A 24828-nucleotide genomic window follows, 5' to 3' on the forward strand; every position below is an offset into this window, starting at 1 on the left:
GGTGAGGCGGCTCACCAGGGATCGGAGCCGGTGTCGGGACTACGCTGAGGGGCGTGACGACGACGACCTCCGGCCTGACGGCCGTCCGCGCCGGCCTGCTCGAATACCAGGCCGCCTGGGACGAGCAGCGCCGCCTGCACGAGTCGGTGGTGGCCGGCGAGCGCGGCGACACCGTGCTGTTGCTGGAGCACCCGAGCGTCTACACGGCGGGCAAGCGCACCGAGCCGTGGGACCGGCCGGAGGACGGCACCCCGGTGGTGGACGTGGACCGCGGCGGCAAGATCACTTGGCACGGGCCGGGGCAGCTCGTCGGGTACCCGATCCTCCGGCTGCCCGACCCGGTGGACGTGGTCGCCTACGTACGCCGCACCGAGGAGTTGCTGATCGACGTGTGCGCCGAGTTCGGGCTGGCCGCCGGCCGGGTCGAGGGGCGCAGCGGCGTCTGGGTGCCCGAGGACGACCGGGGGCCGGCCCGCAAGGTGGCCGCCATCGGCATCCGGGTGGCCCGGGGCGTCACCCTGCACGGCTTCTCGATCAACTGCGACTGCGACCTGACGTTCTTCGACCGGATCGTGCCGTGCGGCATTCGTGACGCCGGTGTCACCTCGCTCACCGCCGAGCTGGGCCGTCCGGTCACCGTCGCCGACGTGCTCCCGGTCGTCGAGCGCCGGCTGTCCACGCTGATCGAGGTCTGAGCGCCCGGGCAGCGTCGGCCCGACAATTTTTTCGCTCGAGGTGTCCCGTGGGTCTTCCGGTCGATCGTCCCTATGGTGAGGTCGACGACCAGCGTCGGCTCGACACCTGGGGGCCGGTGCCCGGCACCGACCCGGACGCGAGGAGCGACATGCCCACCTACATCGCGCTGACCTACACCGCCGACGTCGACTGGTCCAGCCCCGAGCAGGCCGACGAGATGGCCGAGTACCGGGAGTTCGGTGCGGCCGCGCGCGCGGTGATCCGGGGCGGCAGCGCGCTCTACCCGACGGCCACCGCGACCACCGTGCGCGTCTCCGGCGGCAGGGGCGGCGACGTGCTGACCACCGACGGCCCGTACGCCGAGACCAAGGAGGCCCTGACCGGCTTCTACCTGCTGGAGTGCGCGGACCTGGACGAGGCCGTCGCGACGGTCGCGACGATGCCCGCGGCCTGGAACGGCGCGGTCGAGGTGCGTCCCGTCATCCCGCTGTGACCCGATGCTGAGCGGTGACGCGGGAACCGCCGCCGACGCGGCGGCGCAGCTGGGCCGGGCCGCCGACGCGGCGGCGCAGGTGGTCCGGGCCGCCGACGCGGCAGCGCGGGTGGTCCGGGCCGAGCGGTCCCGGATCCTCGCCACGCTGGTCCGCGTCACCGGCAGCGTCGACCTGGCCGAGGACGCCACCCAGGACGCCGTCGTCCGCGCCCTGTCCACCTGGCCGCGCGACGGCGTACCGGACCAACCACGCGCCTGGCTGCTGGTGGTGGCCCGGCGGCGCGCGGTCGACCTGGTCCGCCGGGAGGCCCGGCGCGCCGGCAAGGAGGCCGAGGCCGTGGCGCTGCTCGACCCCACGCCGGACTCACCCGAGGTGGTCCGGGACGATCTGCTCCGGCTGGTCTTCACCTGCTGCCACCCGGCGCTGTCGCTGGACGCCCAGGTGGCACTGGCGCTGCGTACCCTCGGCGGGTTGGCCACCGCCGATGTGGCCCGGGCCCTGGTGGTGCCCGAGGCGACGATGGCGAAGCGGCTCACCCGAGCCAAGCAGAAGATCACCCGGGCGGGCATCCCGTACCGGATCCCGGCCGCCGAGGAGCTGCCCGGTCGCCTTGCCGGGGTCGCCGCCACGGTCTACCTGATCTTCAACGAGGGCTACGCCGCCGGCGCCGGGGAGGACCTGGTCCGGGTCGGACTGGCCGACGAGGGGCTGCGGCTGGCCCGGCTGCTGGCCGAGCTGATGCCGGACGACCCGACCGTGCTCGGCCTGCTGGCCCTGGTGCTGCTGCAGGACTCCCGGCGGACGACCCGGGTCGATGACCACGGCCGGCCGCTGCTGTTGGGCGAGCAGGACCGCTCGCGCTGGGACCGGGCCGCGATCACCACCGGAGTCGAGCTGGTCGGGCGCGCGCTGCGGCGCACACCCGACCATCCCGACCGGTACGTCGTGCAGGCCGCCATCGCCGCCTGCCACGCCCTCGCCCCGACATACGACCAGACGCCGTGGAACGCGGTGATCTCCTGGTACGACGTGTTGCTCACCGTGCACGACACCCCGGTGGTACGGCTGAACCGGGCGGCAGCGGTCGCCGAGCGGGACGGTCCCGCCACCGGGTTGGCCCTGGTGGACACGATCGAGGGGCTGTCCGGCTACCCGTGGTTCCACGCCACCCGCGGCGAGCTGCTGTACCGCCTCGGCCGGGCCGGCGAGGCGGCGGCGGCGTACCGGGCCGCACTCGCGTGCGACCTCAGCAACCCCCAGGCGGCCCGGCTGCGCGACCGCCTGGGCGAGTGTCGAAGGGGTCCCCTGCGTTTCACGGGGTGAGCCGGTGCAGGTCCCGGGGGAAGGCGGTGACCTCCCGGACGTTGGCCGCGCCGACCAGGCGGGCCACGAACCGCTCCAGCCCGATGGCGAAGCCGCCGTGCGGCGGCATGCCGTGCCGGAACGCGTCCAGGTAGCCGGCGTACGGCTCGACCGGCTCGCCCCGGGCCGCAAGCGCCGCCAGGTAGTCGGCGTGCCGGTGCAGTCGCTGCCCGCCGGTGACCAGCTCCAACCCGCGGAAGAGCAGGTCGAAACCGTTGGAGTACGCCGGCCGCGCCGGGTCCGGGTGGGTGTAGAACGGCCGCTTCGCCATCGGGTATCCGGTGACGAAGAGGAAGTCCGACCCATGTTCGCGGCGGGCCCACTCGCCCAGCGCCCGTTCGTGGGCGGGCGCGAGGTCCGGCTCGTCGGCGGGCGCGCCGGCGATCGTCAGCGCGTCGGCGAAGTGCACCGCCGGGATCTCCGCCGGCACCTCCGGCGGTTCGACGCCGAGCGTCGCCAGGGCGGCGCCGGCCCGCTCGCCCACCGTGCCCAGCATCCCGGCCAGGGTGTCGCGCAGTACCCGCATCACGTCGGTGTGGTCGGCGACGAAGCCCAGCTCGGCGTCGAGTGAGGTGTACTGCGCGAGGTGCCGGACGGTGTCGTGCGGCTCGGCCCGGAACACCGGCCCCACCTCGTAGACCCGTTCGAAGACGCCGACCATCAACTGCTTGTAGAACTGCGGCGACTGGGCCAGGTACGCGGGCCGGCCGAACCAGTCCAGCGCGAACACGTTCGCGCCGCTCTCGGTGGACGAACTGACCACCTTCGGAGTGTGGATCTCGACGAAGTCCCGGGCGTCCAGCGCGGCCCGGAACCCGGCCACCGCGGCTGCCGAGATCCGCAGCGCGGCCGACCGGGTGGGGTGCCGCAACGCGGTCGGCGCGTGGTCGAGCTGGGTGGGCAGACTCGCGGTGAGCGCCGGCCGGTACAGGTCGAACGGTGGTGGCACGGCGAGCGGGCCGAGCGGACGTACCGTCGGGTCGGTCAGCTCGACCCCGGCCGGCGCCGCACCGTTCGCGACGACCGTGGCGACGACCTCGACGACCGTCTCCTCGGTGATTTCGTCCAGCTCGGCGCGGGCCGCCGGGTCGGTGACCACGACCTGGGCCAGGCCGGCGGCGTCCCGCACGATCAGGAAGGCCACCGACTTCAACAGGCGGCGGCGGTGCACCCAGCCGGCGATCCGCACGGTGGTGCCGACGTGCAGGTGCAGGTGGTGGGACAGGGTTCGTTGCATGGCGGGCTGCTCCTCGGTCGATCGCCACGCCTGCGCCACCGGGGCGGCCAAGCGTCGCGTCAGCCCCAGGGAGGTGTGGGCGAGCGGGAACCTCGCGGTGCCACCACACCTTCGCCCCCGCCCAGGCGGGGGCCTCGTTCGTCGCCTGATGACCGGGGCCAGCCGGGCGGGCTCTACTAGGCGTCTGCGCCGTTCTGCCCGCAGCTCGGGAGGGTCTTCGCGCACCGGCGCCAGACCGCCTCTCAGCACCGGCGGCTCTCTGCACTGGCGGGTCGGCGCACTACTCGGCTCCGTCATCGCTGTTGGCGGAGAACGTAGCACCCCGGCACCGCCGATGTGACGCCTATTTTCGACCGGCCGGTGTCCGGCGTCACAACATCCGGGGCGTGACGCCGGTCGCCTGGCGTACATAGACGCCTGCCGTCCGGCGTAGTCTCGTTTTCGTGACGATCGAGCACTCCGCGCCGACGACCGGCCAGGCAGCGCGCACCGCAACGGCCGCCCCCGAGGGGCGTCGTCTGCTGCGCATCGAGGCGCGCAACGCCGAGACGCCGATCGAGCGCAAACCGCCGTGGATCAAGGTCAAGGCCAAGATGGGGCCGGAGTACACCCAGCTGCGCGGGCTCGTCTCGCGCGAGGGGCTGCACACGGTCTGCCAGGAGGCAGGCTGCCCCAACATCTACGAGTGCTGGGAAGACCGCGAGGCGACCTTCCTCATCGGTGGCGACCAGTGCACCCGGCGCTGCGACTTCTGCCAGATCGACACCGGCAAGCCGGCCGAGTTCGACGCCGACGAGCCGCGCCGCGTGGCCGAGTCGGTGGTCGCGATGGGGCTGCGCTACGCCACCATCACCGGCGTCGCCCGTGACGACCTGCCCGACGGCGGCGCCTGGCTGTACGCCGAGACCGTCCGGCAGATCCACGCCCTGCAGCCCGGCTGCGGCGTCGAGCTGCTCATCCCGGACTTCAACGCCGTACCCGAGCAGCTCGCCGAGGTCTTCGGCTCCCGCCCGGAGGTGCTGGCCCACAACGTGGAGACCGTGCCGCGCATCTTCAAGCGCATCCGCCCGGCGTTCCGCTACGACCGTTCGCTGGACGTGATCCGGCAGGCCCGCGCCGACGGCCTGGTCACCAAGAGCAACCTGATCCTGGGCATGGGCGAGGAGCGGGCCGAGGTCTCCCAGGCGCTGCGCGACCTGCACGAGGCCGGCTGCGAGCTGATCACCATCACGCAGTACCTCCGCCCGACCCCCCGGCACCACCCGGTGACCCGCTGGGTCAAGCCGGAGGAGTTCGTGGAGCTGCGCGAGGAGGCCGAGGAGATCGGCTTCGCCGGGGTGATGAGCGGGCCACTGGTGCGCTCGTCGTACCGCGCCGGCCGGCTCTACCGGCAGGCCCTCGACGCCCGCACCGCCAGCCCGGTCCCCACCGCCAGCTGACCCGGAGCGATCCGCCGGCCGGGACGAGCCTGCGCGAGCCGGGCCCGCGACGCCCGACGACCACTGGGTGCGGGGCGGATCCACCCACGGTGCGGCTGGGGTGGTCGACCGGCCGAGGCGCGCCCGTCAGCGGGGTGCGGTGGGCTCGGCGAGCAGGCCGAGGCGGTGCGCCAGGGCGGCAGCCTCCACCCGGTTGGTGACGTCCAGCTTGGCGATGATCCGGGACACGTGCACGCTGGCCGTCTTCGGCGAGATGAACAGCCGCTCGGCGATCCGGCTGTTGCTGTGCCCCTCGGCGACCAGACGCAGCACCTCCCGCTCCCGAGCGGTCAGCAGATCGGCTCCGGGGCCGCCCTGGGCCGCCCCGCGCAGGCCGACCCGGCGGGCCAGGGTGGCAGCCGACTCGGCCAGCGGCGTCGCACCGAGTCGGCGGGCGATCTCGGCCGCCTCGGTGATCGCCGCCGACACCTCGTCCCGATCTCCTGCCGAGGCGGCCGCCTCGGCCAACGCCAGCAGGGCCCGGCCCAGTGGGTACGGCTGCCCGTCGGCACGCCACGCGTCGACGGCGACCCGCCATGCGGGTAGCGCCTGGTCGCCGGTCGCGAGCAGCGCGGTGACCTGGGCGGCGTGCGCCCGCGCGGCCGGGTGCCGGGCGGGCAGGTCGACGGCGAGCGCGGCGACGGTGCCGGCCAGCTCCCGGTCGCCCACCCGGGCGGCGGTGCGAGCGGCGGCGCTGAGCACCGGCCAGCCCTCGCGTGGCAGCTGGGGCAGGGCCGCGTCGGCCAACGCGACCCGGGCCAGTCGAACCGCCTCGACCTTGTCGTCGGCGGACAGCGCCGACTCGATGCCCAGCTCGTGCAGGGGCAGCCGATGGTTCGGCCACAGGTAGGGCCGGCCGAGGAAGGCCAGCGCCCGATCGACCAGCTCGTCGGCGCCCGGGTGGGCGCGGGCCAGCCGCAGCCCGGCGCCCAACTGGAGCCAGTGCAGCCCGGTGACGCCGGACAGGTCGATCCGGGCGGCCTCCGCGCACACCACCTCGGCCTCGTCCCACCGGCCGAGCGCGATCAGCGCCTCGGCCCGGTTCGACAGCAGGTACGCCCCGGTGGAGCGGCTGATCCCCACCCGCCGCGCCTCGGCCACGCCACCCGCGGCCGCCTCCGCCGACTGGGCATAGTGGCCCAGCTCGCAGAGCACATCCGACTGGAACACCTTCGCGAGCACCAGGGCCGACGCGTCCCCGGCCGCGCGGGCGACCGACTCGGCCCGGCGCAGCTCGGTCAGCGCCCACTCGAGGTCCCGCTCGCCGTGGCAGAGCAGGGCGATCCGGGTGGGCAGCAGCGCCAGGTCCGCGCCGAACGCCTCGGCATCCGCGCTCGCCTCCGCGGCCACGCGCGCAGCCTGCTCAAGGTCGATCTTGACCAGGTGCGCGGCGATGTCGGCGAGCAGACGTACGCGCTCGACGCCCGCCGGGCCGCCCGCCGCCAGCCGGTACGCCTCACCCAGTTCGCTGGCACCGTCGCTCTTTCCGAGCAGGGCCATCAATCTCCCCCGCTGATCCAGCAGACGGGCGGCGCGCAGCGGTGCGGTGTCGGCGTCCACCTCGGCCAGCCCGGCCCGGGTCAGGGTGATCGCACGGCTGAAGTCGCCGGCCGTGACGGCTGCCGCGAGGGTCTGTTCCAGCAGCGCCAGATGGTCCATGCCGAGCCGGTCGGCGGCGTCGGGCACCAGCTCCCACAACTCGAGGACCCGTTCCAGCAGTCGACGCTGCTCGGCGTAGGCGTACCGGTCGGCGGCCGCGCAGGCAGCGGCCCGAGCGGCGACCAGGGCCCTCGGGTGGTCGTGCGCGGCGTACCAGTGGTGGGCGATCTCGGCCGGGGCGCGGCCGGCGGCGACCAGGTGCGGTTGCGCCTCGATGGCGGCGGCGAAGCGGGCGTGCAGCCGGGCGTGCTCGCCGGGCAGCAGCTCGTCGTGCACGGCCTCGCGGACCAGCGCGTGGCGGAACTCGTAGTCGCCGTCCGGGTCGGCGACCACCAGTTGAGCGGCGACGGCGGCGCGCAGCGCGTCCTCCAACTCCGCGTCGGGCAACCCGGCGACCTCCGCCAGCAGGTCATGGGCGAAGCGACTGCCACCGGCCGCGGCGATCCGCAGCACCCTCTGAACTGGCTCGGGCAGGCGATCCACCCGGGCCAGCAGCAGGTCTCGCAGCGTCTCGGGAAGCGCGGCGCAGCCGAGTGGGTCGCCAGCGACGGCCAGCTCCTCGATGAAGAAGGGGTTGCCCTGGGTGCGGTCGTGGACGTCGTCGACGGCGCGGGCGGCCGGCTCGAAGCCGAGCAGGTCGGCGAGGATCGTGCCGGTGCCGTCGCGGTCCAGCCGGCCCACCTCGACCCGCTCGACGCCGCGGGCCCGCTCCAACTCGGCCAGGAACGCGCGCAGTGGATGCCCGCGCTGCAACTCGTCCGTCCGGTAGGTGCAGACCAGCAGCAGCCGACCCGGCCGGGCGGCCCGCACCAGGAAACCGATCAGGTCCCGGGTGGAGCGGTCCGCCCAGTGCAGATCCTCGATCGTCAGCACCAACGGCCGGGCGTCCGCGAGCCGCTGGAACAGCTCGGCGACGAGGTCGAACAGGTAGCCGCGCGGAGCGTCGGTGAGCGGCGCGGTGAGCGGCGGGATCTGCGCCGCCGGCACCCGGCCCAGCTCCGGCAGCAGACGGGCGAACTCCGCCTCGTAGCCGGCGAAGACCTCGGCACCGTCGGCACGCAGCACCGCGCGCAGGGCAGCGGCGAACGGGGCGAAGGGCAGGCCGGCCTCGCCCAGTTCCAGGCACTGGCCCACCAGTACGCGCGCCCCGGCGTCGGTCGCCCAGCCGGCGAAATCCTCCAGCAGCCGGGTCTTGCCCACGCCCGCCTCGCCACCGACCAGCACCGTGGTCGGCTCCCCCGCCCGGGCCCGGGCGAGCGCGTCACGCAGCGCCGCGCTCTCTCGCTGGCGGCCGACGAGGACGGAACTGGCGGCACGTACGGTCACGGGACCGAGCATGCCACGGCCGCTCCCGCCACCGGCCCCGCCGATCGGCCGGTGACCGGGCGGCGGGGCGGTCTGCGCGGACCCGGATCGACCGGCCGGCGCGGCTGGCGGTGCGGTCGCGGTCACCGGCGGACGTCGTCGCTGCGGGCCGCCTGCTGGCGCCGACCCAACCAACCACGACCGACGCGCCGGGTGAGCGACCTGGCCAGCCGGTCCGTCGCCGCCTCGGCGCGCAACTCGGCGGCGTGGGTGCGGTGCAGGGAGAGCAGGAATTCCGCGTCGTTGCCGAACATGTCGGGCTCCTTCATGGTCGTCGTCATCTGCTGACCATGACTCTTCGCGCGAAGGCCCCAACCGGGCATGAGCACCGCGCCTGATCTTCCCGGGCAGCACCCTCCTTACTCGCCCGCCGGGAACGCCTGAGGCGACGTAAGGTACTCAGCCGGCCGGCACCCGGACGCGGATCAACGGGGTCGGCGGCGCCCACTAGACTCTGCGGCATGGCAAAGCCCCAGGAGAAGGTCTCGTTCGGCCAACGGCTGAAGCAGATCGGGATGGTGTTTCAGTTCACCGCCAAGCAGGACCGGTGGTTCGCCCCGCTGGTCGCCGCCGCGGTGCTCATCCCGCTCGCCCTCACCGTGGTCGCGGTGATCCTCTGGAGCTGGATCTGGCTGCCGCTGGGCATCCTGTTCGCCCTGCTCGCGGTGCTGATCGTGCTGAACCTACGGTCCAACAAGGCGATGATGAACGCCGCCGAGGGGCAACCCGGCGCGGCGGCGCAGATCATGGAGAACATGCGCGGTGACTGGCGGGTGACCCCGGCGGTCAGCTCCACCACCCAGATGGACATGGTTCACCTGGTGATCGGCCGGGCGGGCGTGATCCTGCTGGCCGAGGGCAACCCGCAGCGGGTGCGTGGCCTGCTCGGGCAGGAGAAGCGGCGGCTGTCCAAGGTGATCGGCTCCGCTCCGCTGCACGACTACGTGATCGGGCAGGACGAGGGCGAGCTGCCGATCCGCAAGCTGCGGACGACGCTGCTGCGACTGCCCCGCGCGCTCTCCGGCAAGGACGTCAACTCGCTGGACAAGCGACTCAAGGCGCTCACCGCGCGGCCGCAGATGCCCAAGGGCGCGATCCCGAAGAACATGCGGCCGCCGGGCGCCTCCCGCCAGTCGCGGGGCCGCTGACCCTCGGCGTACGCCGCGAAAGAGCCGGACCCGCGCGGGTCCGGCTCTTTCGCATTCCGCACCGGCAAGATCGCGCTCGATCCAAGATGTAGTCCCCTCGTGCCGCAGGGACGCCACTACATCCGCGATCGAGCGCGATCTTGCCGGGAGCAGGACCGGCGTGCGCCCGTGGGCGTACGCAGCGAAGAGCCGGACCCGCGCGGGTCCGGCTCTTGTCGTTGGTGGCCGGCTCGGCCGCCTTTGCGTGGTCGGGGGTCAGCCGCGGGGCGCGTCGGTGACGACCGAGTCGGTGAGGCGGTCGTGCACGCCACGGCGGTGCTCGTCCATGATCAGCGCGGGGACGACGAGGGCCAGCAGCAGGCCCCGGAGCAGCCCTCGCAGCAGCCCGATCCGGCCGCCGTCGGCCCAGCGCACGCAGCGGACCTTCGTGACGTACATGCCCGGTGTCTGCGCGAACAGGCCGAGGAAGATGCCGTACTCGACGATCAGCACCAGCACCGGGGCCCAGCCGTCGCGCACCGGATCGGCGAAGATGTTGGCCGCCAGCAGGCAGAGCACCCAGTCGATGATCAGCGCTCCGAACCGCCGACCGAGGCTCGGCGGGGTGAAGGTGGGGTCGGTGGCGGGCGCTGCCGGGGCGTGCGGATTGGTCACAGCGGTCAAGGGTATCCGCGCCGGGACGGCGGCTTCCGGGTGCCATCCTGCGACCTGTGCCGAATCGGGCCTATCGCATCAGATGTCATTACAATGGCGCAGTCGGTACAGCGTTCGCGGCAGGCCGAGAGCGGCGGGGAAGCGTCGCTGACGCTCCGCGAGCGACGTAACACGGCAGAAACACTCAAGACATGGCCGGGCAACCGCCTGGCCATAGCGTCGCCAGAAGCCTAGCCACCCAGTGGACGTGCCAGGAGGACGTGTGTTCGCCAATCCCGAGGAACTGCAGCGATACCTCAAGAACGAGGACGTGAAGTTCGTCGACGTACGCTTCTGTGACCTGCCCGGTGTGATGCAGCACTTCAACCTGCCGGTCGAGTCCGTCAACGACGACCTCTTCACCGACGGCCTGGCGTTCGACGGCTCGTCGATCCGCGGTTTCCAGTCGATCCACGAGTCGGACATGCTCCTGCTCCCGGACGTCGCCACCGCGTTCATCGACCCGTTCCGGGCGCAGAAGACCCTCGCACTGAACTTCTTCGTCCACGACCCGTTCACCCGCGAGGCGTACACCCGCGACCCGCGCAACGTGGCGAAGAAGGCCGAGGCGTACCTCGCCGCGAGCGGCATCGCCGACACGGCGTACTTCGGCGCCGAGGCGGAGTTCTACATCTTCGACTCGATCCGCCACGAGACCTCGGCACACCAGTCGTTCTACTACATCGACTCGATCGAGGGCGCGTGGAACAGCGGCCGCGAGGAGCCGGGCGGCAACCGCGGCTACAAGACCGCCTACAAGGGCGGCTACTTCCCGGTGCCGCCGGTCGACCACTACGCCGACCTGCGCGACTCGATCGTGCGCCGGCTGGTCGACACCGGCTTCACCGTGGAGCGCTCGCACCACGAGGTGGGCACCGCCGGCCAGTCCGAGATCAACTACCGGTTCTCCACCCTGCTGCACGCCGCGGACCAGCTCCAACTCTTCAAGTACATCGTGAAGAACGAGGCCTGGGCCAACGGCAAGACCGCCACCTTCATGCCGAAGCCGCTCTTCGGTGACAACGGCTCCGGCATGCACACCCACCAGAGCCTCTGGCTGGGCGGTGAGCCGCTGTTCTACGACGAGACGGGCTACGCCGGCCTGTCCGACACCGCCCGCTGGTACATCGGCGGCCTGCTGCACCACGCCCCGTCGCTGCTGGCCTTCACCAACCCGACGGTCAACTCGTACCGCCGCCTGGTGCCGGGCTTCGAGGCGCCGGTCAACCTGGTCTACTCGCAGCGCAACCGCTCCGCCTGCACCCGCATCCCGGTGACCGGCAGCAACCCGAAGGCCAAGCGCGTCGAGTTCCGGGTTCCGGACCCGTCGGCCAACGTCTACCTGGCCTTCTCCGCCATGATGATGGCCGGCCTGGACGGCATCAAGAGCAAGATCGAGCCGCCGACGCCGATCGACAAGGACCTCTACGACCTCCCGCCGGAGGAGTGGGGCGACGTCAAGCAGGTGCCGGGCTCGCTGCCGGCGGTGCTCGACTCGCTCGAGGCCGACCACGACTACCTGCTCGACGGCGGCGTCTTCACCCCCGACCTGATCTCCACCTGGGTGGACTGGAAGCGGGCCAACGAGGTCGACCCGGTGCGTCTGCGCCCGACCCCGCACGAGTTCGCCCTGTACTTCGACTGCTGAGCAGTCACCCGCTCCACCGGCCGGGCCGGCTCCGCGATCCGCGGGGTCGGCCCGTTCGCGTGTCACGTGTCGGTGCGGCATACCTTCGCGTCCGTTATATTACGGCCATGGACACACCCCTTCGGGAACCCACGTTCCTCATCCTCACCGCGCTCGCAGGTGAGCCACTGCACGGCTACGGGCTGATCGGCGAGGTTGCCGCCCTCTCCGACGGACGGGTGACGCTGCGCCCCGGCACCCTCTACGGCGCGCTCGACCGGTTGGTCGACGCCGGCCTGGTCGAGGTCGACCGGGAGGAGGTGGTCGACAGCCGGCTCCGGCGCTACTACCGCCTCTCCCCCACCGGTGACGCCACCCTGAGTGCCGAGACCGAGCGCCTACGCCGCAACGTCGAGGCCGCCACCGCCCGGCTACGCAGGCGCCCACGCACGGCCGGGCCGCTCACCCCGCGTACCGCCGGGGGGTTGGCATGAACGACCTGGAGCGCCGCTACCTGCGCCTGCTTGGCGCGTACCCCGCCGACTACCGCCGCTCCCGCGGCGCGGAGATCGTCGGGACGTACCTGGAGATGGCCGGTCCGGGCCGGCACTGGCCCTCGCCGGCCGATGCCGCGGACCTGGTGCGCGGCGGCCTGCGCCAGCGGCTGCGGGCCGCCGGCGCGGCCGACCTTGCGCCCGGGGTACGCCTCGCGGCGCTGCTGGCCATGGTCACCGCGAGCGCCCTCGCGGGCATCTGGGGCCTGGCGGAGCTTCATCCGGCACCGGCCGAGTGGGGGGTCCCCCACGTCGGCCCGTTCGTCTCGCTCGGTGTCGTCGCGTGGGCGGCCTGGCTGCTGGCGGCCGTCGCCACTGCCGTCGCACCGGGCCGGGTCGCTCGCCTGGTCATCACCCTCGCGCTCCTGGTCACGCTGGCCCTGCCGTTGGCCGCCGCGGCGCTCGACGCACCCCGACCGCCGCTGTACGTGCTGCTGCCGCAGGTCGCCCTGGGCCTACTGGGGCTCGCCCTACCCGACCGGCCCTCTGCGGCAACCCGCCTCGCGCCACTGCTGGCCGCGTTCTTGGCGGTGGCGGCGACGGTGGTCCTGATCGGGTCGGCTGCCGGCGCTGGTTACGAGCGCGCCGCCACGGCGGCTGTGGGGCCCACTGCCGGCGCGCTGCTGCTGCTCGTCGCGGCACTGCTGGCGGCGGGCCTGGCAATGGGCCGGGATGCTCGCGGCGACTGGGCGCTCGTCACGTTGCTCACCCCCGCCGGACTGTTGGCGGTGCCCGACCTGGCCGCAGGCATCGACCCGCAACGCGGCGTCGTCACCTTCGCAGCACTGGCCGCGACCACCGTCGTTGTCACGCTCGCCGGCCCCGCCGTACTGCTCCTGACCCTCCTCGTCCGCAGCCGCCAGACCTCCACCACCTCGCACCAATCCTGCCCCACCTGCGGTGCCCAATCCTGACCGCACAGCCCAGTGGATCATCAGGCTGGCAGGCGCTGAAGCAGGCCAAGATCGTGCACGATCCTGGATGTAGTGGTCTCCCAGGCCTCCGACCCCCCTCTAACCAGGATCGAGCACGATCTTGACCCTTGAACCCCGGTGATCATGGGGCTAGCGGGGCGCTTCGCCCGGCTTGTCGCCCGCGAACCTCGTGATCACCGGAGCGCGGGCGGGGCGGGGGGCGCGCGGGGGGCGCAGAGCGGGCGGAGGGACAGGAACAGAACCAGGGCGGTCATGATCAGGGCGCCGGGGGCCTTGGCGAATCGGGCCAGGGTGGTGCCGTCGGGCAGGGCGAGGAACGCGGCGGCCGCAGCCGGCAGCGCGAACCACACCGTCCGGATGGTGGTGAGCGCGAGCAGCGCGAGGGCCCAGGTGGCGTACCAGGGGTGGAAGACCGGGGACAGGACGACCGTCGCGGCCATCGCCGTCGCCGCGCCACCCAACGCCACCCGGGGTCGCCGGGCCTCTGTCCCGGCGGCCCGGTCTCGCACACCGGTCGATTCGCGCAGCACCCGCCAGGCTCGCCACCAGAGCACCACGAGAATCCCGACGAGCAGCAGCAACGCGGTCGCGCGGGCCACCGGCACCGCTGCCGGATCCCGGCCGACCAGCGCGCCGGCGTAGTCGACCACGAGGCCGACCGCGGTCGGCGGGGACGTCCACTGCTCGGAGTCGCCGCTGCGGCTCAGCCCGCCCACCCAGCCGAGCCCGAGACCGGACGACGCCGAGGTGATCAGCAGAGCGGCCACCAGCCCGCCGGCCAGCAGGCCACCGTCGCGCAGCAGCGCCCGAACGGTGTACCGGCCGCGCACCGCGGCCAGCGCGGCGAAGGGCACCACCACCAGCGCGCTGGCCTTCACCGTTCCCGCCAGCCCGAGCAGTGCCCCGGCCAGCAGCAGCGCCGGCGCTCGGCCCGGCCGGCGGATCACCACCAGCAGCCCGCACAGCAGCAGACCCAGCATCACGGCGTCGTTGTGCGCTCCGGCCACCAGGTGCACCCCGACCAGTGGAGTGGCCAACGCCAGCCAGACGGCTCTGCGGGTCGGCACCCCGGCCGCCCGGGCCAGCGCGGGCAGGCAGAGCGCGGCCAAGAGCAGCCCTGCCACGGCGATCAGCCGGAGCAGGACGACCGTGCCGGTGAGCCCGCCGCCGAGTGTGACCGCGAGCGCCGCGAGCAGCACGAAGACCGGCCCGTACGGTGCGGGGGTGTCCCGCCAGATCGGCGCCACCGTGTCCAGCCACGGGCAACCCGCGGCGGCCACCGGTACCGCGTACGGGTCGACGCCGTGCGCGTACGTCCAGCCCTGGCAGGCGTACGAGTAGACGTCCCGGCTGCCCAGCGGTGGCGCGACCAGCAGCGGCAGTGCCCAGAGTCCTGCGGTGGCGTACGCCCAGCGGGTCGACGGCGCACCCGCGCGCAGGGACCACCACGCACCGACCAGCAGTGCCGTGCCGACCAGCCAGCAGCCCAGCGTCGCCGGCCCGCCCGGGGAACGCCAGATCGAGACCGGCGTCGCGCCCAGCGGGGCGTCGGGCCGTGCCCCGCCGAGACAGCCGGCCACGGTGAGCAGGACCGCTCCGGCCAGACCGGCGTACCGTGCGGCGCGCGGGCCGAGCGCGACGGCGGCGCCGGGAGCGGTCACCGGCGCACCTTCCCTCAGTCGGCGGCGACCGGCTGACGGGTCGCCCGAGCCGACCGTACCAACCTGATGACCAGCACGATCACCAACAGCGTCATCAGCGGAGCCCCGACAGACTTGGTGAACCGGGGCAGCCCGGTGCCGTCCGGCAGCACCAGGAACGACGAGATCAGGGCGACCACCGTGAACCATCCGGCCCGCCGGGCGGTCGCCGCGAGCACGGCCAGGGGCCAGATCCAGTACCAGGGGTGGAACAGCGGTGCCAGGGCGACCGTTGCGGCCAGCGCCAACCCGGCGTGCCACAGCGGCTCCCGGGTGCGGGCCCGCCACCAGAGCCAGATCAGCAGCACCGCCAGCACCGCCATGCCGATGGCCCGGGTGACCGGCAGCGCGTCGACGTGCCCGCCGAACGGCACCACCAGGTAGCCGACGGTCTGTCCGATCGCGGTGGACGGCGACGTCCAGGCGATGACGTCACCGCCGCGCGCCAGCCCGCCCACCCAGCCGAAGTCCAGCCCGGCGGCGAAGGTCACCCCGACCACGACGGCGACCGCGCCCCCGACCACCCAGCCGCCGTGCCGGATCAGCGCCCGGATCGAGTACCCGCCGACGATCGCGACCAGCGCCGCGAACGGCACCACCACCAGCGCGGTCACCTTGATCGAGGCGGCCAGCCCGAGCAGCACCCCGCCGGCGAGCAGCGGCCCGGGGCGGCCCGGCCGGGAGGCCACCACGGCCAGCCCGGCGACCAGCAGACCGACCATCAGGGCGTCGTTGTGGGCGCCGGAGATCAGGTGCACGGCCACCAGCGGGCAGGCCAGCGTGAGCCAGACCGCCCGACCGGCCGGTACGCCGGCCCGCCTGGCCAGCACCGGCAGGCTGACCGCCGTGAGCGCGACCCCCGCCACCGCGATCAGCCGGAACACGATGATGGCCCCGGTCAGCGACCCGGTGGCGGTGACCACCGCGCCGGAGAGCACCACGAACAGCGGCCCGTACGGCGCGGGAGTGTCCCGCCAGATGTAGGAGATGGTGTCCAGCCAGGGGCAGGGCAGCGCGGAGACGCCCTGCTCGTACGGGTTTATCCCGGCGGCGTAGCTGGCGCCCTGGCAGGCGTACGCGTAGACGTCGCGGCTGGCCAGCGGCGGCGCGAGAAGCAGCGGCAGCAGCCACAGGCCGATGGTGACAAGCGCCCAGCGGGTCGACGGCACCCTGTCGCGCAGTGCCCACCAGGCGGCGGCCAGCAGCGTGGTGCCGACCAGCCAGGCGACGAGGACCAGCGGACCGTCCGGCCCCTGCCAGATGCCGACCGGGGTGGTGCGCAGGGGCGAGCCGGGCAGGGCACCGCCGAGGAACGCGGCGACGGCGAGCAGCGCCGATCCCGCCAGTCCGGTCCAACGCGCGAGGTGGTGAGGCACGCCCGACATGCTGCCAGTACGGTGGTCGCGGTCGGGAGGTGGGCATGCGACGCAGTCGTGTGGTGGCGGTGTCCACCGGTGCCGCCATCGTGCTCGGCGCGATCTGGCTGGCCCTGCCCCTGATGGGCTCGGATCTCGCCGCGCAGGTGGCCCGGGCGGACTTCTTCGCCGCTCACGGCCCCACCCCGGTGGACCTGCGCTGGTACGGCGGGGTGCAGCAGTTCGGCTACAGCCTGGTGTCCCAGCCGGTGATGGCGCTGCTCGGCGTACGGGCGACCGGGGTGCTGGCCCTGCTGGCGTCGGCCGCCGCGCTGGCCGCGTTGCTGGTTCGCAGCGGGGTGCCCCGGCCGCTGCTGGGCAGCCTGGTCGGAGTGGTCACGCTGGCCGGCAACCTCGTGTCGGGGCGGGTCACCTATGCCCTCGGCGTCGCGTTCGGGCTGGCCGCGCTGCTTGCGCTCGGTCGGGACGTACCCCGCGAGCGAAGGGCCGGTCGGGACGTACCCCCGGGTTGGAGGCTCGGGCTCGCGGCGGCCGGGGCGCTGCTGGCCTCGGCGACCAGCCCGGTGGCCGGCCTGTTCGTCGGCCTCGCCGGTGTCGCGCTGCTGCTGGCCCGCCGGTACGCCGACGGCCTGGCGCTGGGGATCGCCGCGGCCGTGCCGCTGGCCGCGACCGCGCTGCTCTTCGGTGACGGCGGCTGGATGAACATCAGCCACACCGACGCGCTGCGCGCGGTGCTGACCAGCCTGGTGGTGGCCGCGCTGGTCGCGTACCGACCGGTCCGGGCCGGCGCGCTGCTCTCCGCCGCCGGAGTGCTCGCCGCTGCCCTGGTCCACACACCGGTGGGCCTGAACGCGACCCGGCTGGCGACGATGTTCGCGCTGCCGGTGCTGGCCGCCGCCGCCCGCCCGCCGACCTGGCTCTCCGCCCGGCTGGCCCGCCGGCCGGCCCCCCTGGCCAGCGCCGCGACATCGAAACGGTTGTCAGGGGTCGGCCTGGCCGCGCTCCTGGTGGCGGTCTGCGCCTGGCAGCCACCGGTGGTCCCCGCCGACCTGCGCAGCATCGACGATCCGACCAGCGCGCCGGGCTACCACGCGCCGCTGCGCGCGTTCCTGGCCGGGCAGCGGCTCACCGGGCGGGTGGAGGTGCCGCCGACCCGCAACTACTGGGAGGCGGCCCGGCTGGGCGAGGTGCCGCTGGCCCGGGGTTGGCTGCGGCAGGCCGACATCGACCGCAACCCGCTGTTCTTCCGGACCGTGCCGGGAGCGGCCGGCACCGGCGTGCCGCTGACCCCGTCCAGCTACCGGGCCTGGCTGGCCGACAACGCCGTGCAGTTCGTGGCGCTGCCGGACGCGCCGCTGTCCTGGGTGGGGCGGGCCGAGGCGGAGGTGCTCGAGAGCGGGGTGCCGTACCTGACGCCCGTCTGGTCCGGCGCGCACTGGCGCGTGTGGGCGGTGGCCGACCCGACGCCCTTGGTGGCCGCTCCCGCCGAACTGGTCCGCGCCGACGGCGTGGCGGTGACGTTCCGCGTCTCGACCGCCGGTCCGGTGATGGTCCGGGTCCGCCACAGCCGCTGGCTGCGAGCCTCCGGTGACGCCACGGTCGCCGCCGACGGGAACTGGACCACCGTCACGGTCCCCCGCCCCGGCGAGTACACGCTCGGCAGCTGACCCGCCCTACGTCTCCAGCACCCGCTGGGCGGCGGCGCGGGAGCGGCGCCCGGTCCGCAGGTACTCGTCGAGGAACTCCCCCGGGTCGTGCCGGCCGAGCAGCCGGACCACCGCGGCCAGCTCCACCCCGTGCCGGGGCAACTGGTCACCGGCCCGGCCGCGGACCAGCATCAACGCGTTGCGGACCCGCGCCGCCAGGGACCAGCCGTCGGCCATCTCCGCGGCGTCCGCCGGGTCGATCAGGCCGGCGTCGGCGGCGGCCGCGAGAGCGTCGAGGGTACGCGTGCCGCGCAGCGCCGGGACCTCGCCGGCGTGCCGGAGCTGGACGGTCTGCACCGCCCACTCGACATCCGCCAGCCCGCCGCGACCCAGCTTGGTGTGGGTGGCCGGGTCGGCGCCGCGCGGCAGCCGCTCGGTCTCCACCCGGGCCTTGATCCGCCGGATCTCGATGATCTGCTCCCGCGAGAGCCCGTCGACCGGATAGCGCACCGGGTCGATCATCACCTCGAACTCGGCGCCCAGGTCGGCGTCGCCGCAGACGAACCGCGCCCGTAGCAGCGCCTGCGCCTCCCACACGCGGGACCAGCGGGCGTAGTACTGCGCGTACGCGGCGAGGCTGCGGACCAAGGGACCCTGCCGGCCCTCGGGGCGCAGGTCGGCGTCGACGCCGAGCGGTGGGTCGGGCGCGGGCATGCCGAGCAGCCGGCGCAGCTCTTCGGCGATCGCGTGCGCGGCGGCGCTGGCCGCGCTCTCGTTGCTTCCGGCCGGTGGGTCGTAGACGAACAGGACGTCGGCGTCGGAGAGGTAATTCGACTCGTACCCGCCGAGCCGGCCCATGCCGATCACCGCGAACCGGAGCCCCGGCGGTGCCGACTGGCTGGCCCGGGCGGACCGCAGCGCGGCGGCCAGGGTGGCGTCGGTGATGCCGGCCAGCGCCGTGCCGACGCCGGTGATGTCACACAGTGCGGGGGCCTTCCGGGCGCCGCCGTCCGTACGGGTGGGGGTGGGTGCGAGGGAGCCGGCCCGGCACAGCAGGTCGGCGCAGGCCACCCGGACCAGCTCCCGGCGACGCAACGCGCGCACCGCCCGGGTGGCCTCGACCGGGTCGCTGTGCCGGGCCGCCGCCGCGAGAAAACCTTCCCGGAGCACCTCACGTGGACGCGGTACCAGCTCGTTCTCCTCGGCCAGCAGACGCAGCGCCTCCGGGTCCCGGGCGAGCATGTCGGCGACGTACCGGGACAGGGCGAGGACCCGGGCCAGCCGCCGGGCGACCGGGCCGCCGTCGCGCAGCAGTCGCAGGTACCAGGGGGTGCTGCCCAGCTTGTCGGAGACCTGCCGGTAGTTGAGCAGCCCCCGGTCCGGCTCGGGCGCGTCGGCGAACTCGCTGAGCAGCACCGGCAGCAGGGTCCGCTGAATGGCCGCCGTGCGGCTCACCCCGCCGGTGAGGGCCTGGAGGTGGCGCAGCGCCCCGGCCGGGTCGGCGAAGCCGAGGATCTCCAGTCGGTGCCGGGCCGCCTCCGGGGTCAGCCGCAGACCGTCGGCGGGCACCCGGGCCACCGACTCCAGCAGCGGCCGGTACAGCAGCTTGGCGTGCAGTCGGCGTACCTCGGTGGCATGGGTGACCCAGTCGGCCCGGAAGCTCTCCACGGCGCTGCGCCCCGGTGTGGCCGCGTAGCCCAGCGCGGCGGCGAGCCAGCGCAGCGCGGCCGGCTCGGCGGGCACCGTGTGGGTGCGACGCAGGCCCTGCAACTGGAGCCGGTGCTCGACGCCGCGCAGGAAGCGGTAGCCGCGCAGCAGTGCCTCACCGTCGGCGCGACCGACATATCCGCCCGTCACCAGCGCGCGCAGCGCCGGGATGGTGCCGGCTGCCCGCAGCGTCTCGTCGCCCCGGCCGTGCACCAGTTGCAGCAGCTGAACGGCGAACTCGATGTCGCGCAGACCGCCGGGGCCGCGCTTAATCTCTCGCTCCAGCTCCTTCGGCGGGATGTGGTCGATGATCCGGCGCCGCATGGCGCGGACGTCTTCGACCGCCTCGGGCCGTTCGGCCGCCCGCCAGACCAGCGGCGCGAGCTGGTCGATCCACTCCTGTGCCACCGCCAGGTCGCCGGCGGCCGGACGGGCCTTGAGCAGCGCCTGGAACTCCCAGGTGCGCGCCCACCGCCGGTAGTAGGCCAGGTGGCTGGCGAGCGTCCGCACCAACGGGCCGCGACTGCCCTCCGGGCGCAGCGCGGCATCCACCGGCCACGCGACCAGCCCGCAGATGTGGATCAGCTGGGTCGCCACCGTGGTGCCGGCGGCCAGGTCGGCGTCCTCGGCCGCCACGAAGATCACGTCCACGTCGGAGACGTAGTTCAGCTCGCCGCCGCCGCTCTTGCCCATCGCCACCACGGCCAGCCGGGGCCGCGCGGTGCCCTCCGGCAGCTCGGCGACGGCGATCTCGTACGCCGCGGCCAGCGTCGCGTCGGCCAGTGCGGAGAGCGCCGCCATGGTCTGCTCCAGGCCGCGCCCGCCGGTCAGGTCCGCCGCCGCGATCCGCAACAGGGCCAGCCGGTACGCGCTCCGCAGCACCGCCACCGGGTTGCCGTCGCCGGACGGTTCCAATCTGCCCTCGGCGCTCGGCGCGAGCCCGTCCGGGGCGGTACGAAGCGCGGCGGTGTGCTCGGGGTGGGCCACCAGATGGTCCCCGAGCGCCGCCGAGGCACCGAGCACGGCGATCAGCCGCCGCCGCAACCCGGGGTCGGCGTGCAGCGCCGCCAGCAGTGGCGAGGCGGCGGTGCCGGTCGTGGCGCCGCCCCCGCCGGGCACCACACGCCTGGTCGTCCGGCGTTCGGCCTCCACGGCCCTGGTCGTCCGGCTTTCGGCATCCACGATGCGGTGCAGCTGACGCAGCGCCAGATCCGGGTCGGCGGCCCGGGACAGCGCCGCGAGCAGGTCGGCGGCCAGCTCGTCGACCGGTTCCTGCTCGACCGGCCGCCACAGCCGCAGCCCGTCCGGGCCGAGCAGGTCGGCCGCGCGGGCGCCGCCGTCGCCGTCGGCGGTGCCGAAGCCGTACCGGGCGAGCCGGCCCGGCGCCCTGGTCGGCCGGCTCATCAGTGCCCGAGCAGCGGCAGGCCACGCCGCATCGTGCTGTCGTCCAGCTCACCGAGCGCCAGCGCCGCGAACCGGGCGGCGAACGGTTGCCAGACCTCCTCGACGTCGACCAGCACCGAGGCGCAGGCCGCGACCACCAGCTCCGGGTCGTAGCCCAGCTCGGCGAGGAGAGACGAGTCGGTCGCCCAGTCGGCGATCATGGCGGTGTCGCACTCGATGTGGAACTGCAGCCCCCAGGCCCGGTCGCCGAGCCGGAACGCCTGGTGCGGGTAGCGGGTGGACGCGGCCAGCAGGGTGGCCCCCCGGGGCAGCTCGGTGATCTCGTCGGAGTGCCACTGGAGCACGTCCGGGATCAGCGGCACGTAGCGGAACAGCGGATCGCCGTCGGCGGCGTCTCGCTTGCCGACCACGCCGGGGCCGACCTCCGGCCCGGACGGGCTGCGTTCGACCAGCCCGGCGTGAGCGGTGGCGAGCAGTTGCGCGCCCAGGCAGACGGCCAGTGTGGGCACCCGGTAGCGGACGGCCTTGCGTAACAGCCCTTCCACGGCGGGAAACCAGGGCGCGCCGGGTGAGCCGTCGGGCAGCGGGTACGCCTGCTGCTCGCCGCCGAGGACCACGAGCGCCGCGTACCCCTCCAGGTCGGCGGGGAGTTCGTCGCCGGCGTGCGGGCGGACCACCCACAGTTCCAGCCCGGCCTCGGTCAGCCACTCACCCAGTCGTCGCAGGTCGTCCGTCGGGTCGTTCTCGATCACCAGCGCGGTTGCCACGACGTCGAGGCTAGCCGGTGCACCGGGTGACGCCACGCCCCGCCACAGTCCCGCGCCTCCCTCGTCCCGCCGCCGGGAGGCTGCACGGTGCGCCGGGGATGGATCCGGCGGGTCGTTAGGCTCTGCGGTTGTGATCAGCGAGGACTCGGCTGTCGTCCGCCCGCCCGTGCTGCGCCCGGGCGACACGGTGCTGCTGGTGTCGCCGTCCGGGCCGACCTCGCCGGAGCGGGTGGCCCGGGGCATGGAGTTGCTCGTCGCTTGGGGCCTGCGTCCGGTGCCGGCACCGAACGCGTACGCCCGACACGGCTACCTCGCCGGCACCGACGACCTGCGGGCCGCCGACCTGAACGCGGCGTTCGCCGACCCGCAGGTCCGCGGGGTGATCTGCACCCGGGGAGGGTACGGCGCCCAGCGGATCGTGGACGCCCTCGACATGACCGCCGTCCGCCGCGATCCGAAGGTGGTGGCTGGCTTCTCCGACATCACCGCGCTGCAGTTCGCGCTCTGGCGGGGCGCCCGGCTGGCCGGCGTGCACGGCCCGGGGGCCGCCTGGCGGGACGAGCGCACCCCGCTGCGTTCCGCCGAGTCCCTGCACGCGGCGCTGATGACGACCGAGCCGGTGTCGGTCACCGCCGTGCCGTCCGAGGACACCTTCGGCGTACGCGTCCCGGGTCGCGCCACCGGCACCCTGCTCGGCGGCAACCTGTGCATGATCGCCGCCTCGATCGGCACGCCGGACCTGCCCGACCTGACCGGGGCGGTGCTGTTGGTCGAGGACGTGCAGGAACCCCTGTACAAGGTCGACCGGATGCTCACCCAGCTCCGCCGGGCCGGTGCGCTGCAGGGGCTGGCCGGGGTGGCGGTCGGACAGTTCACCGACTGCGGCGACGGATGGGACACCACGATCGTCGACGTGCTCACCGAACGCCTCGGCGACCTCGGCGTACCGGTGCTCGGCGGCCTGCCGATCGGCCACGGCCCCGGCCAACTCACCGTTCCGGTCGGCACGCGGGCAACCCTCGACGCCGACGCCGGCACGCTGACAGCAGCCCCCGCGGTCCGGTAACCCACCCCGTCCAGATGATCGAGGCCGAAACCGATCTTGCCGCTCGCCGGCCTCGATTGTCAGCTCGCTGACAGGGTCGCCATGGGTTGCGCCCAGACTCCCCCGTCACTGTCGGTGACGACATCGCACGATGACCGAGTCTCTGGAGGACAGCATGTCCCGCACCATCCGCAGGAAGCACCTGCTGGCCGGCCTGGCCACCGCCGGCGTCCTCGGCGTGGGGATCGCGGCCCCGACGATCGCGTTCGCCTCGGACACGCCGACACCGACACCGAGCACCAGCACCGCCGCGGCTCCCGGGGCGAAGGCCGACCGCCAGGGCGAGTTCGCCGAGGCGCTCGCCAAGGAGCTGGGCGTGCCCACCGACAAGGTGACCGCAGCACTCGACAAGGTCCGTGAGCAGCACCGCGCCGACCGGCCGCAGCGGCCGTCCGGCGAGGACCGGCAAGCCGCGCTCAAGCAGCGGCTGGACCAGGCGGTCAAGGACGGCAAGCTCACCCAGGAGCAGGCCGACGCCATCACCAAGGCCGTCGACGCCGGCGTCTTCCCCGGTCCCGGCGGCCACCGCGGGCCGGGCGGTCACGGCACCACCCCGGGTACACCCGGACAGTGATCGCCGGCGGCCCCGCCCGGGCGGGCGGGGCCGTGACCGGGCAGGCCGTCGGGCTCAGGAGGCGGCCGGCGGGGGCGTGAACACGCCGAGGTGGTTGCCGGCCGGGTCGAGCAGGTGAGCCAACGTGAGCCCGCTCGGTGCCGTACGCGCCGCCACCAGCACCTTGCCGCCAGCCGCCTCGGCCCGCCGGCAGGTCTCCGTCACGTCGGCGACCTCGGCATAGAACACCGCGTAGTTCGGCGACGTCCCGTCGGTCGCCCGGATCGCACCGCCGATCCCGGTGTCACCACCGGCCCCGGTCACCCGGTAGGACCCACCGTCGGCGGAGCCCTGCTCCTCGAAGGCCCAGCCGAACAGCTCGCCGTAGAAGCGCTCCGCCTCCTCCGGCCGGTCGGTGCCGATCTCGAACCAGGTGATGGGCGTCGTGGACATCTGCTGCCTCCAGTTTCGTGCCGGCCGGTCGGCCGTCGTCTGGAGCAGTCTCGGCGTCGCCCGCGACACCGTCCTGTCGGTGTTTCCTGATCGGACGACGGGAATTGGTGTCGGCTGGGTCGTGCCCGCCGATGCCGGCCCGCGGGTGCCGCGGCGATGGTTCTCAGACCAGGCTCAGCGATTGGACCCGCTCGCGCGGAATGTCCAGGTCGGCGGGACGCAACTCGCGGGTCACCACGTCGGGCAGCGCCCGGACGCTCCGGATCCGGTCGGTACGGAAGCAGCGCAGCTCGTTGCGGAGCCGGCACCAGGCGAGCAGGTACCAGTGTCGAGAGTTGCCGAGGTAGCCGAGCGGCTCGACGTCGCGTACCGAATCGGCGCCGTCGCGGTCGGCGTACCCGATGCGCAGCACCCGCCGCGCGGTGACCGCGTCGGCGACGGTGGCCGGGACGGGCGTGGCCGGCCCGTCGCCGATCAGGTGCACGCGGCCGGCGAGCCGGTGCGCCTCGGCGGCGTCGGCGGCCGGCAGCACCGCCACCAGCTTGCGCAGCGCGGTGGTGCCCGGCCCGGCGAACGGCGTGCCGGCGAGCCGGTGCAACGCGACGGCCATCGCCACCGCCTCGCCAGGCGTCAGGTTGACCGGAGGCAGGGTGTGGGCGCGGTCCAGCACGTAGCCGCCCGTGCGCCCCGGCTCCGCCCAGATCGGCACCCCGGCCTCCTGCAACGCGCCGAGGTCACGCTCGATGGTGCGGCTGCTGACCTCGAAGCGCCCCGCCAGCCAGCGGGCACTGCGCGGCCGCGGTGACACGGCGCGCAACTCCTCGACCAGGGCGTAGAGGCGGTCCGTGCGGTTCATGCCCCGCACGCTA

Annotated in this window: 21 protein-coding genes; 11 read left to right on the forward strand and 10 right to left on the reverse strand. The window is 74.1% G+C overall.

All coding sequences use genetic code 11. The features are described 5' to 3' along the window. Nucleotides 1–53 precede the first annotated feature (53 nt). Genes lipB through ACLJN9_RS11125 form a run of 3 tightly spaced genes read left to right on the forward strand, consistent with a single transcriptional unit; the run spans nt 54 to nt 2513 of the window. Nucleotides 54–695 carry a lipoyl(octanoyl) transferase LipB gene (gene lipB, locus ACLJN9_RS11115; protein WP_410811092.1) on the forward strand — a complete coding sequence of 214 codons (642 nt, stop codon included), beginning with the start codon at nt 54–56 and terminating at the stop codon, nt 693–695. Nucleotides 696–742: 47 nt separating this feature from the next. Then, the gene (locus tag ACLJN9_RS11120; RefSeq protein ID WP_410811094.1) at nt 743–1189 is read left to right on the forward strand and encodes a YciI family protein; all 447 of its coding nucleotides are present in this window, start codon (nt 743–745) and stop codon (nt 1187–1189) included. A 4-nt stretch (nt 1190–1193) separates the two neighbouring features. Beyond that, the gene (locus ACLJN9_RS11125) at nt 1194–2513 is read left to right on the forward strand and encodes an RNA polymerase sigma factor (RefSeq protein ID WP_410811095.1); all 1320 of its coding nucleotides are present in this window, start codon (nt 1194–1196) and stop codon (nt 2511–2513) included. On the opposite strand, the gene aspS is transcribed toward ACLJN9_RS11125, so the two are convergent. After that, on the reverse strand, nt 2503–3789 hold the full coding sequence (gene aspS / locus ACLJN9_RS11130) for an aspartate--tRNA(Asn) ligase (protein ID WP_410811097.1): 1287 nt from the start codon (nt 3787–3789) through the stop codon (nt 2503–2505). The genes ACLJN9_RS11125 and aspS overlap by 11 nt on opposite strands. A gap of 443 nt (nt 3790–4232) precedes the next feature. Here aspS and lipA point away from each other — a divergent pair, with 443 nt between their 5' ends. Next, complete coding sequence (lipA, locus tag ACLJN9_RS11135) at nt 4233–5228, forward strand: lipoyl synthase (protein WP_410811098.1); 996 nt, start codon at nt 4233–4235, stop codon at nt 5226–5228. A gap of 126 nt (nt 5229–5354) precedes the next feature. On the opposite strand, the gene ACLJN9_RS11140 is transcribed toward lipA, so the two are convergent. Both ACLJN9_RS11140 and ACLJN9_RS11145 read right to left on the reverse strand, forming a co-directional pair. Further along, nucleotides 5355–8252: an ATP-binding protein gene (locus tag ACLJN9_RS11140; RefSeq protein ID WP_410811099.1), complete on the reverse strand. Its 2898-nt coding sequence runs from the start codon at nt 8250–8252 to the stop codon at nt 5355–5357. A 122-nt stretch (nt 8253–8374) separates the two neighbouring features. Further along, nucleotides 8375–8572, reverse strand: coding sequence for a hypothetical protein (locus tag ACLJN9_RS11145; protein WP_410811100.1), 198 nt, complete (start codon nt 8570–8572; stop codon nt 8375–8377). Between the two features lie 180 nt (nt 8573–8752). On the opposite strand from ACLJN9_RS11145, the gene ACLJN9_RS11150 reads away from it, so the two are divergent. After that, the gene (locus ACLJN9_RS11150; protein ID WP_410811101.1) at nt 8753–9439 is read left to right on the forward strand and encodes a DUF4191 domain-containing protein; all 687 of its coding nucleotides are present in this window, start codon (nt 8753–8755) and stop codon (nt 9437–9439) included. 255 nt (nt 9440–9694) lie between these two features. On the opposite strand, the gene ACLJN9_RS11155 is transcribed toward ACLJN9_RS11150, so the two are convergent. After that, complete coding sequence (locus ACLJN9_RS11155; RefSeq protein ID WP_410811103.1) at nt 9695–10093, reverse strand: RDD family protein; 399 nt, start codon at nt 10091–10093, stop codon at nt 9695–9697. A gap of 262 nt (nt 10094–10355) precedes the next feature. On the opposite strand from ACLJN9_RS11155, the gene glnA reads away from it, so the two are divergent. From glnA to ACLJN9_RS11170, 3 genes are all read left to right on the forward strand, one after another. Then, the gene (gene glnA, locus ACLJN9_RS11160) at nt 10356–11780 is read left to right on the forward strand and encodes a type I glutamate--ammonia ligase (RefSeq protein ID WP_410811104.1); all 1425 of its coding nucleotides are present in this window, start codon (nt 10356–10358) and stop codon (nt 11778–11780) included. A 107-nt stretch (nt 11781–11887) separates the two neighbouring features. Next, a complete protein-coding gene (locus ACLJN9_RS11165) occupies nt 11888–12253 on the forward strand; it encodes a PadR family transcriptional regulator (protein ID WP_410811105.1) in 366 nt (121 codons plus the stop codon). Then, nucleotides 12250–13227 carry a hypothetical protein gene (locus tag ACLJN9_RS11170; RefSeq protein WP_410811106.1) on the forward strand — a complete coding sequence of 326 codons (978 nt, stop codon included), beginning with the start codon at nt 12250–12252 and terminating at the stop codon, nt 13225–13227. Before ACLJN9_RS11165 ends, ACLJN9_RS11170 begins: the two co-directional genes overlap by 4 nt. 194 nt (nt 13228–13421) lie before the next feature. Here the strand turns inward: ACLJN9_RS11170 and mptB (ACLJN9_RS11175) are convergent, their stop codons facing one another. Together mptB (ACLJN9_RS11175) and mptB (ACLJN9_RS11180) are read right to left on the reverse strand one after the other, a co-directional pair. Beyond that, a complete protein-coding gene (gene mptB, locus ACLJN9_RS11175) occupies nt 13422–14909 on the reverse strand; it encodes a polyprenol phosphomannose-dependent alpha 1,6 mannosyltransferase MptB (protein ID WP_410811107.1) in 1488 nt (495 codons plus the stop codon). Between the two features lie 14 nt (nt 14910–14923). Further along, nucleotides 14924–16324, reverse strand: coding sequence for a polyprenol phosphomannose-dependent alpha 1,6 mannosyltransferase MptB (mptB, locus tag ACLJN9_RS11180; protein WP_410811108.1), 1401 nt, complete (start codon nt 16322–16324; stop codon nt 14924–14926). Between the two features lie 44 nt (nt 16325–16368). Here mptB (ACLJN9_RS11180) and ACLJN9_RS11185 point away from each other — a divergent pair, with 44 nt between their 5' ends. Beyond that, a complete protein-coding gene (locus tag ACLJN9_RS11185) occupies nt 16369–17991 on the forward strand; it encodes a hypothetical protein (RefSeq protein ID WP_410811109.1) in 1623 nt (540 codons plus the stop codon). A 6-nt stretch (nt 17992–17997) separates the two neighbouring features. Here the strand turns inward: ACLJN9_RS11185 and ACLJN9_RS11190 are convergent, their stop codons facing one another. Then, nucleotides 17998–21081 carry a bifunctional [glutamine synthetase] adenylyltransferase/[glutamine synthetase]-adenylyl-L-tyrosine phosphorylase gene (locus ACLJN9_RS11190; RefSeq protein WP_410811110.1) on the reverse strand — a complete coding sequence of 1028 codons (3084 nt, stop codon included), beginning with the start codon at nt 21079–21081 and terminating at the stop codon, nt 17998–18000. Continuing rightward, on the reverse strand, nt 21081–21848 hold the full coding sequence (locus ACLJN9_RS11195) for a type 1 glutamine amidotransferase (protein WP_410811111.1): 768 nt from the start codon (nt 21846–21848) through the stop codon (nt 21081–21083). The genes ACLJN9_RS11190 and ACLJN9_RS11195 overlap by 1 nt, the downstream gene beginning before the upstream one ends. Before the next feature lie 130 nt (nt 21849–21978). Between ACLJN9_RS11195 and ACLJN9_RS11200 the strand changes: the two genes are divergently transcribed. Both ACLJN9_RS11200 and ACLJN9_RS11205 read left to right on the forward strand, forming a co-directional pair. Then, nucleotides 21979–22914 (forward strand): LD-carboxypeptidase, encoded by a 936-nt coding sequence (locus ACLJN9_RS11200; protein WP_410811112.1) that lies wholly within the window; start codon nt 21979–21981, stop codon nt 22912–22914. A gap of 154 nt (nt 22915–23068) precedes the next feature. Then, a complete protein-coding gene (locus ACLJN9_RS11205; protein WP_410811445.1) occupies nt 23069–23527 on the forward strand; it encodes a hypothetical protein in 459 nt (152 codons plus the stop codon). Nucleotides 23528–23581: 54 nt separating this feature from the next. Here the strand turns inward: ACLJN9_RS11205 and ACLJN9_RS11210 are convergent, their stop codons facing one another. Together ACLJN9_RS11210 and ACLJN9_RS11215 are read right to left on the reverse strand one after the other, a co-directional pair. Continuing rightward, the gene (locus ACLJN9_RS11210; RefSeq protein WP_410811113.1) at nt 23582–23959 is read right to left on the reverse strand and encodes a VOC family protein; all 378 of its coding nucleotides are present in this window, start codon (nt 23957–23959) and stop codon (nt 23582–23584) included. A gap of 163 nt (nt 23960–24122) precedes the next feature. Then, nucleotides 24123–24815, reverse strand: a complete 693-nt coding sequence (locus tag ACLJN9_RS11215; RefSeq protein WP_410811114.1) for a helix-turn-helix transcriptional regulator — start codon at nt 24813–24815, stop codon at nt 24123–24125. Between the last annotated feature and the right edge of the window lie 13 nt (nt 24816–24828).

The organism is Micromonospora sp. 067-2, from assembly GCF_046549295.1.
Classification (GTDB): Bacteria; Actinomycetota; Actinomycetes; order Mycobacteriales; family Micromonosporaceae; genus Micromonospora.

Excerpts from the sequence above, each read along its gene's own strand:
- ACLJN9_RS11125 (WP_410811095.1), top strand. The coding sequence starts at position 1,194 with ATGCTGAGCGGTGACGCGGGAACCGCCGCCGACGCGGCGGCGCAGCTG.
- aspS (WP_410811097.1), bottom strand. The coding sequence starts at position 3,789 with ATGCAACGAACCCTGTCCCACCACCTGCACCTGCACGTCGGCACCACC.
- ACLJN9_RS11145 (WP_410811100.1), bottom strand. The coding sequence starts at position 8,572 with ATGACGACGACCATGAAGGAGCCCGACATGTTCGGCAACGACGCGGAA.
- ACLJN9_RS11150 (WP_410811101.1), top strand. The coding sequence starts at position 8,753 with ATGGCAAAGCCCCAGGAGAAGGTCTCGTTCGGCCAACGGCTGAAGCAG.
- ACLJN9_RS11165 (WP_410811105.1), top strand. The coding sequence starts at position 11,888 with ATGGACACACCCCTTCGGGAACCCACGTTCCTCATCCTCACCGCGCTC.
- ACLJN9_RS11170 (WP_410811106.1), top strand. The coding sequence starts at position 12,250 with ATGAACGACCTGGAGCGCCGCTACCTGCGCCTGCTTGGCGCGTACCCC.
- ACLJN9_RS11185 (WP_410811109.1), top strand. The coding sequence starts at position 16,369 with ATGCGACGCAGTCGTGTGGTGGCGGTGTCCACCGGTGCCGCCATCGTG.
- ACLJN9_RS11190 (WP_410811110.1), bottom strand. The coding sequence starts at position 21,081 with ATGAGCCGGCCGACCAGGGCGCCGGGCCGGCTCGCCCGGTACGGCTTC.
- ACLJN9_RS11205 (WP_410811445.1), top strand. The coding sequence starts at position 23,069 with ATGTCCCGCACCATCCGCAGGAAGCACCTGCTGGCCGGCCTGGCCACC.
- ACLJN9_RS11210 (WP_410811113.1), bottom strand. The coding sequence starts at position 23,959 with ATGTCCACGACGCCCATCACCTGGTTCGAGATCGGCACCGACCGGCCG.
- ACLJN9_RS11215 (WP_410811114.1), bottom strand. The coding sequence starts at position 24,815 with ATGAACCGCACGGACCGCCTCTACGCCCTGGTCGAGGAGTTGCGCGCC.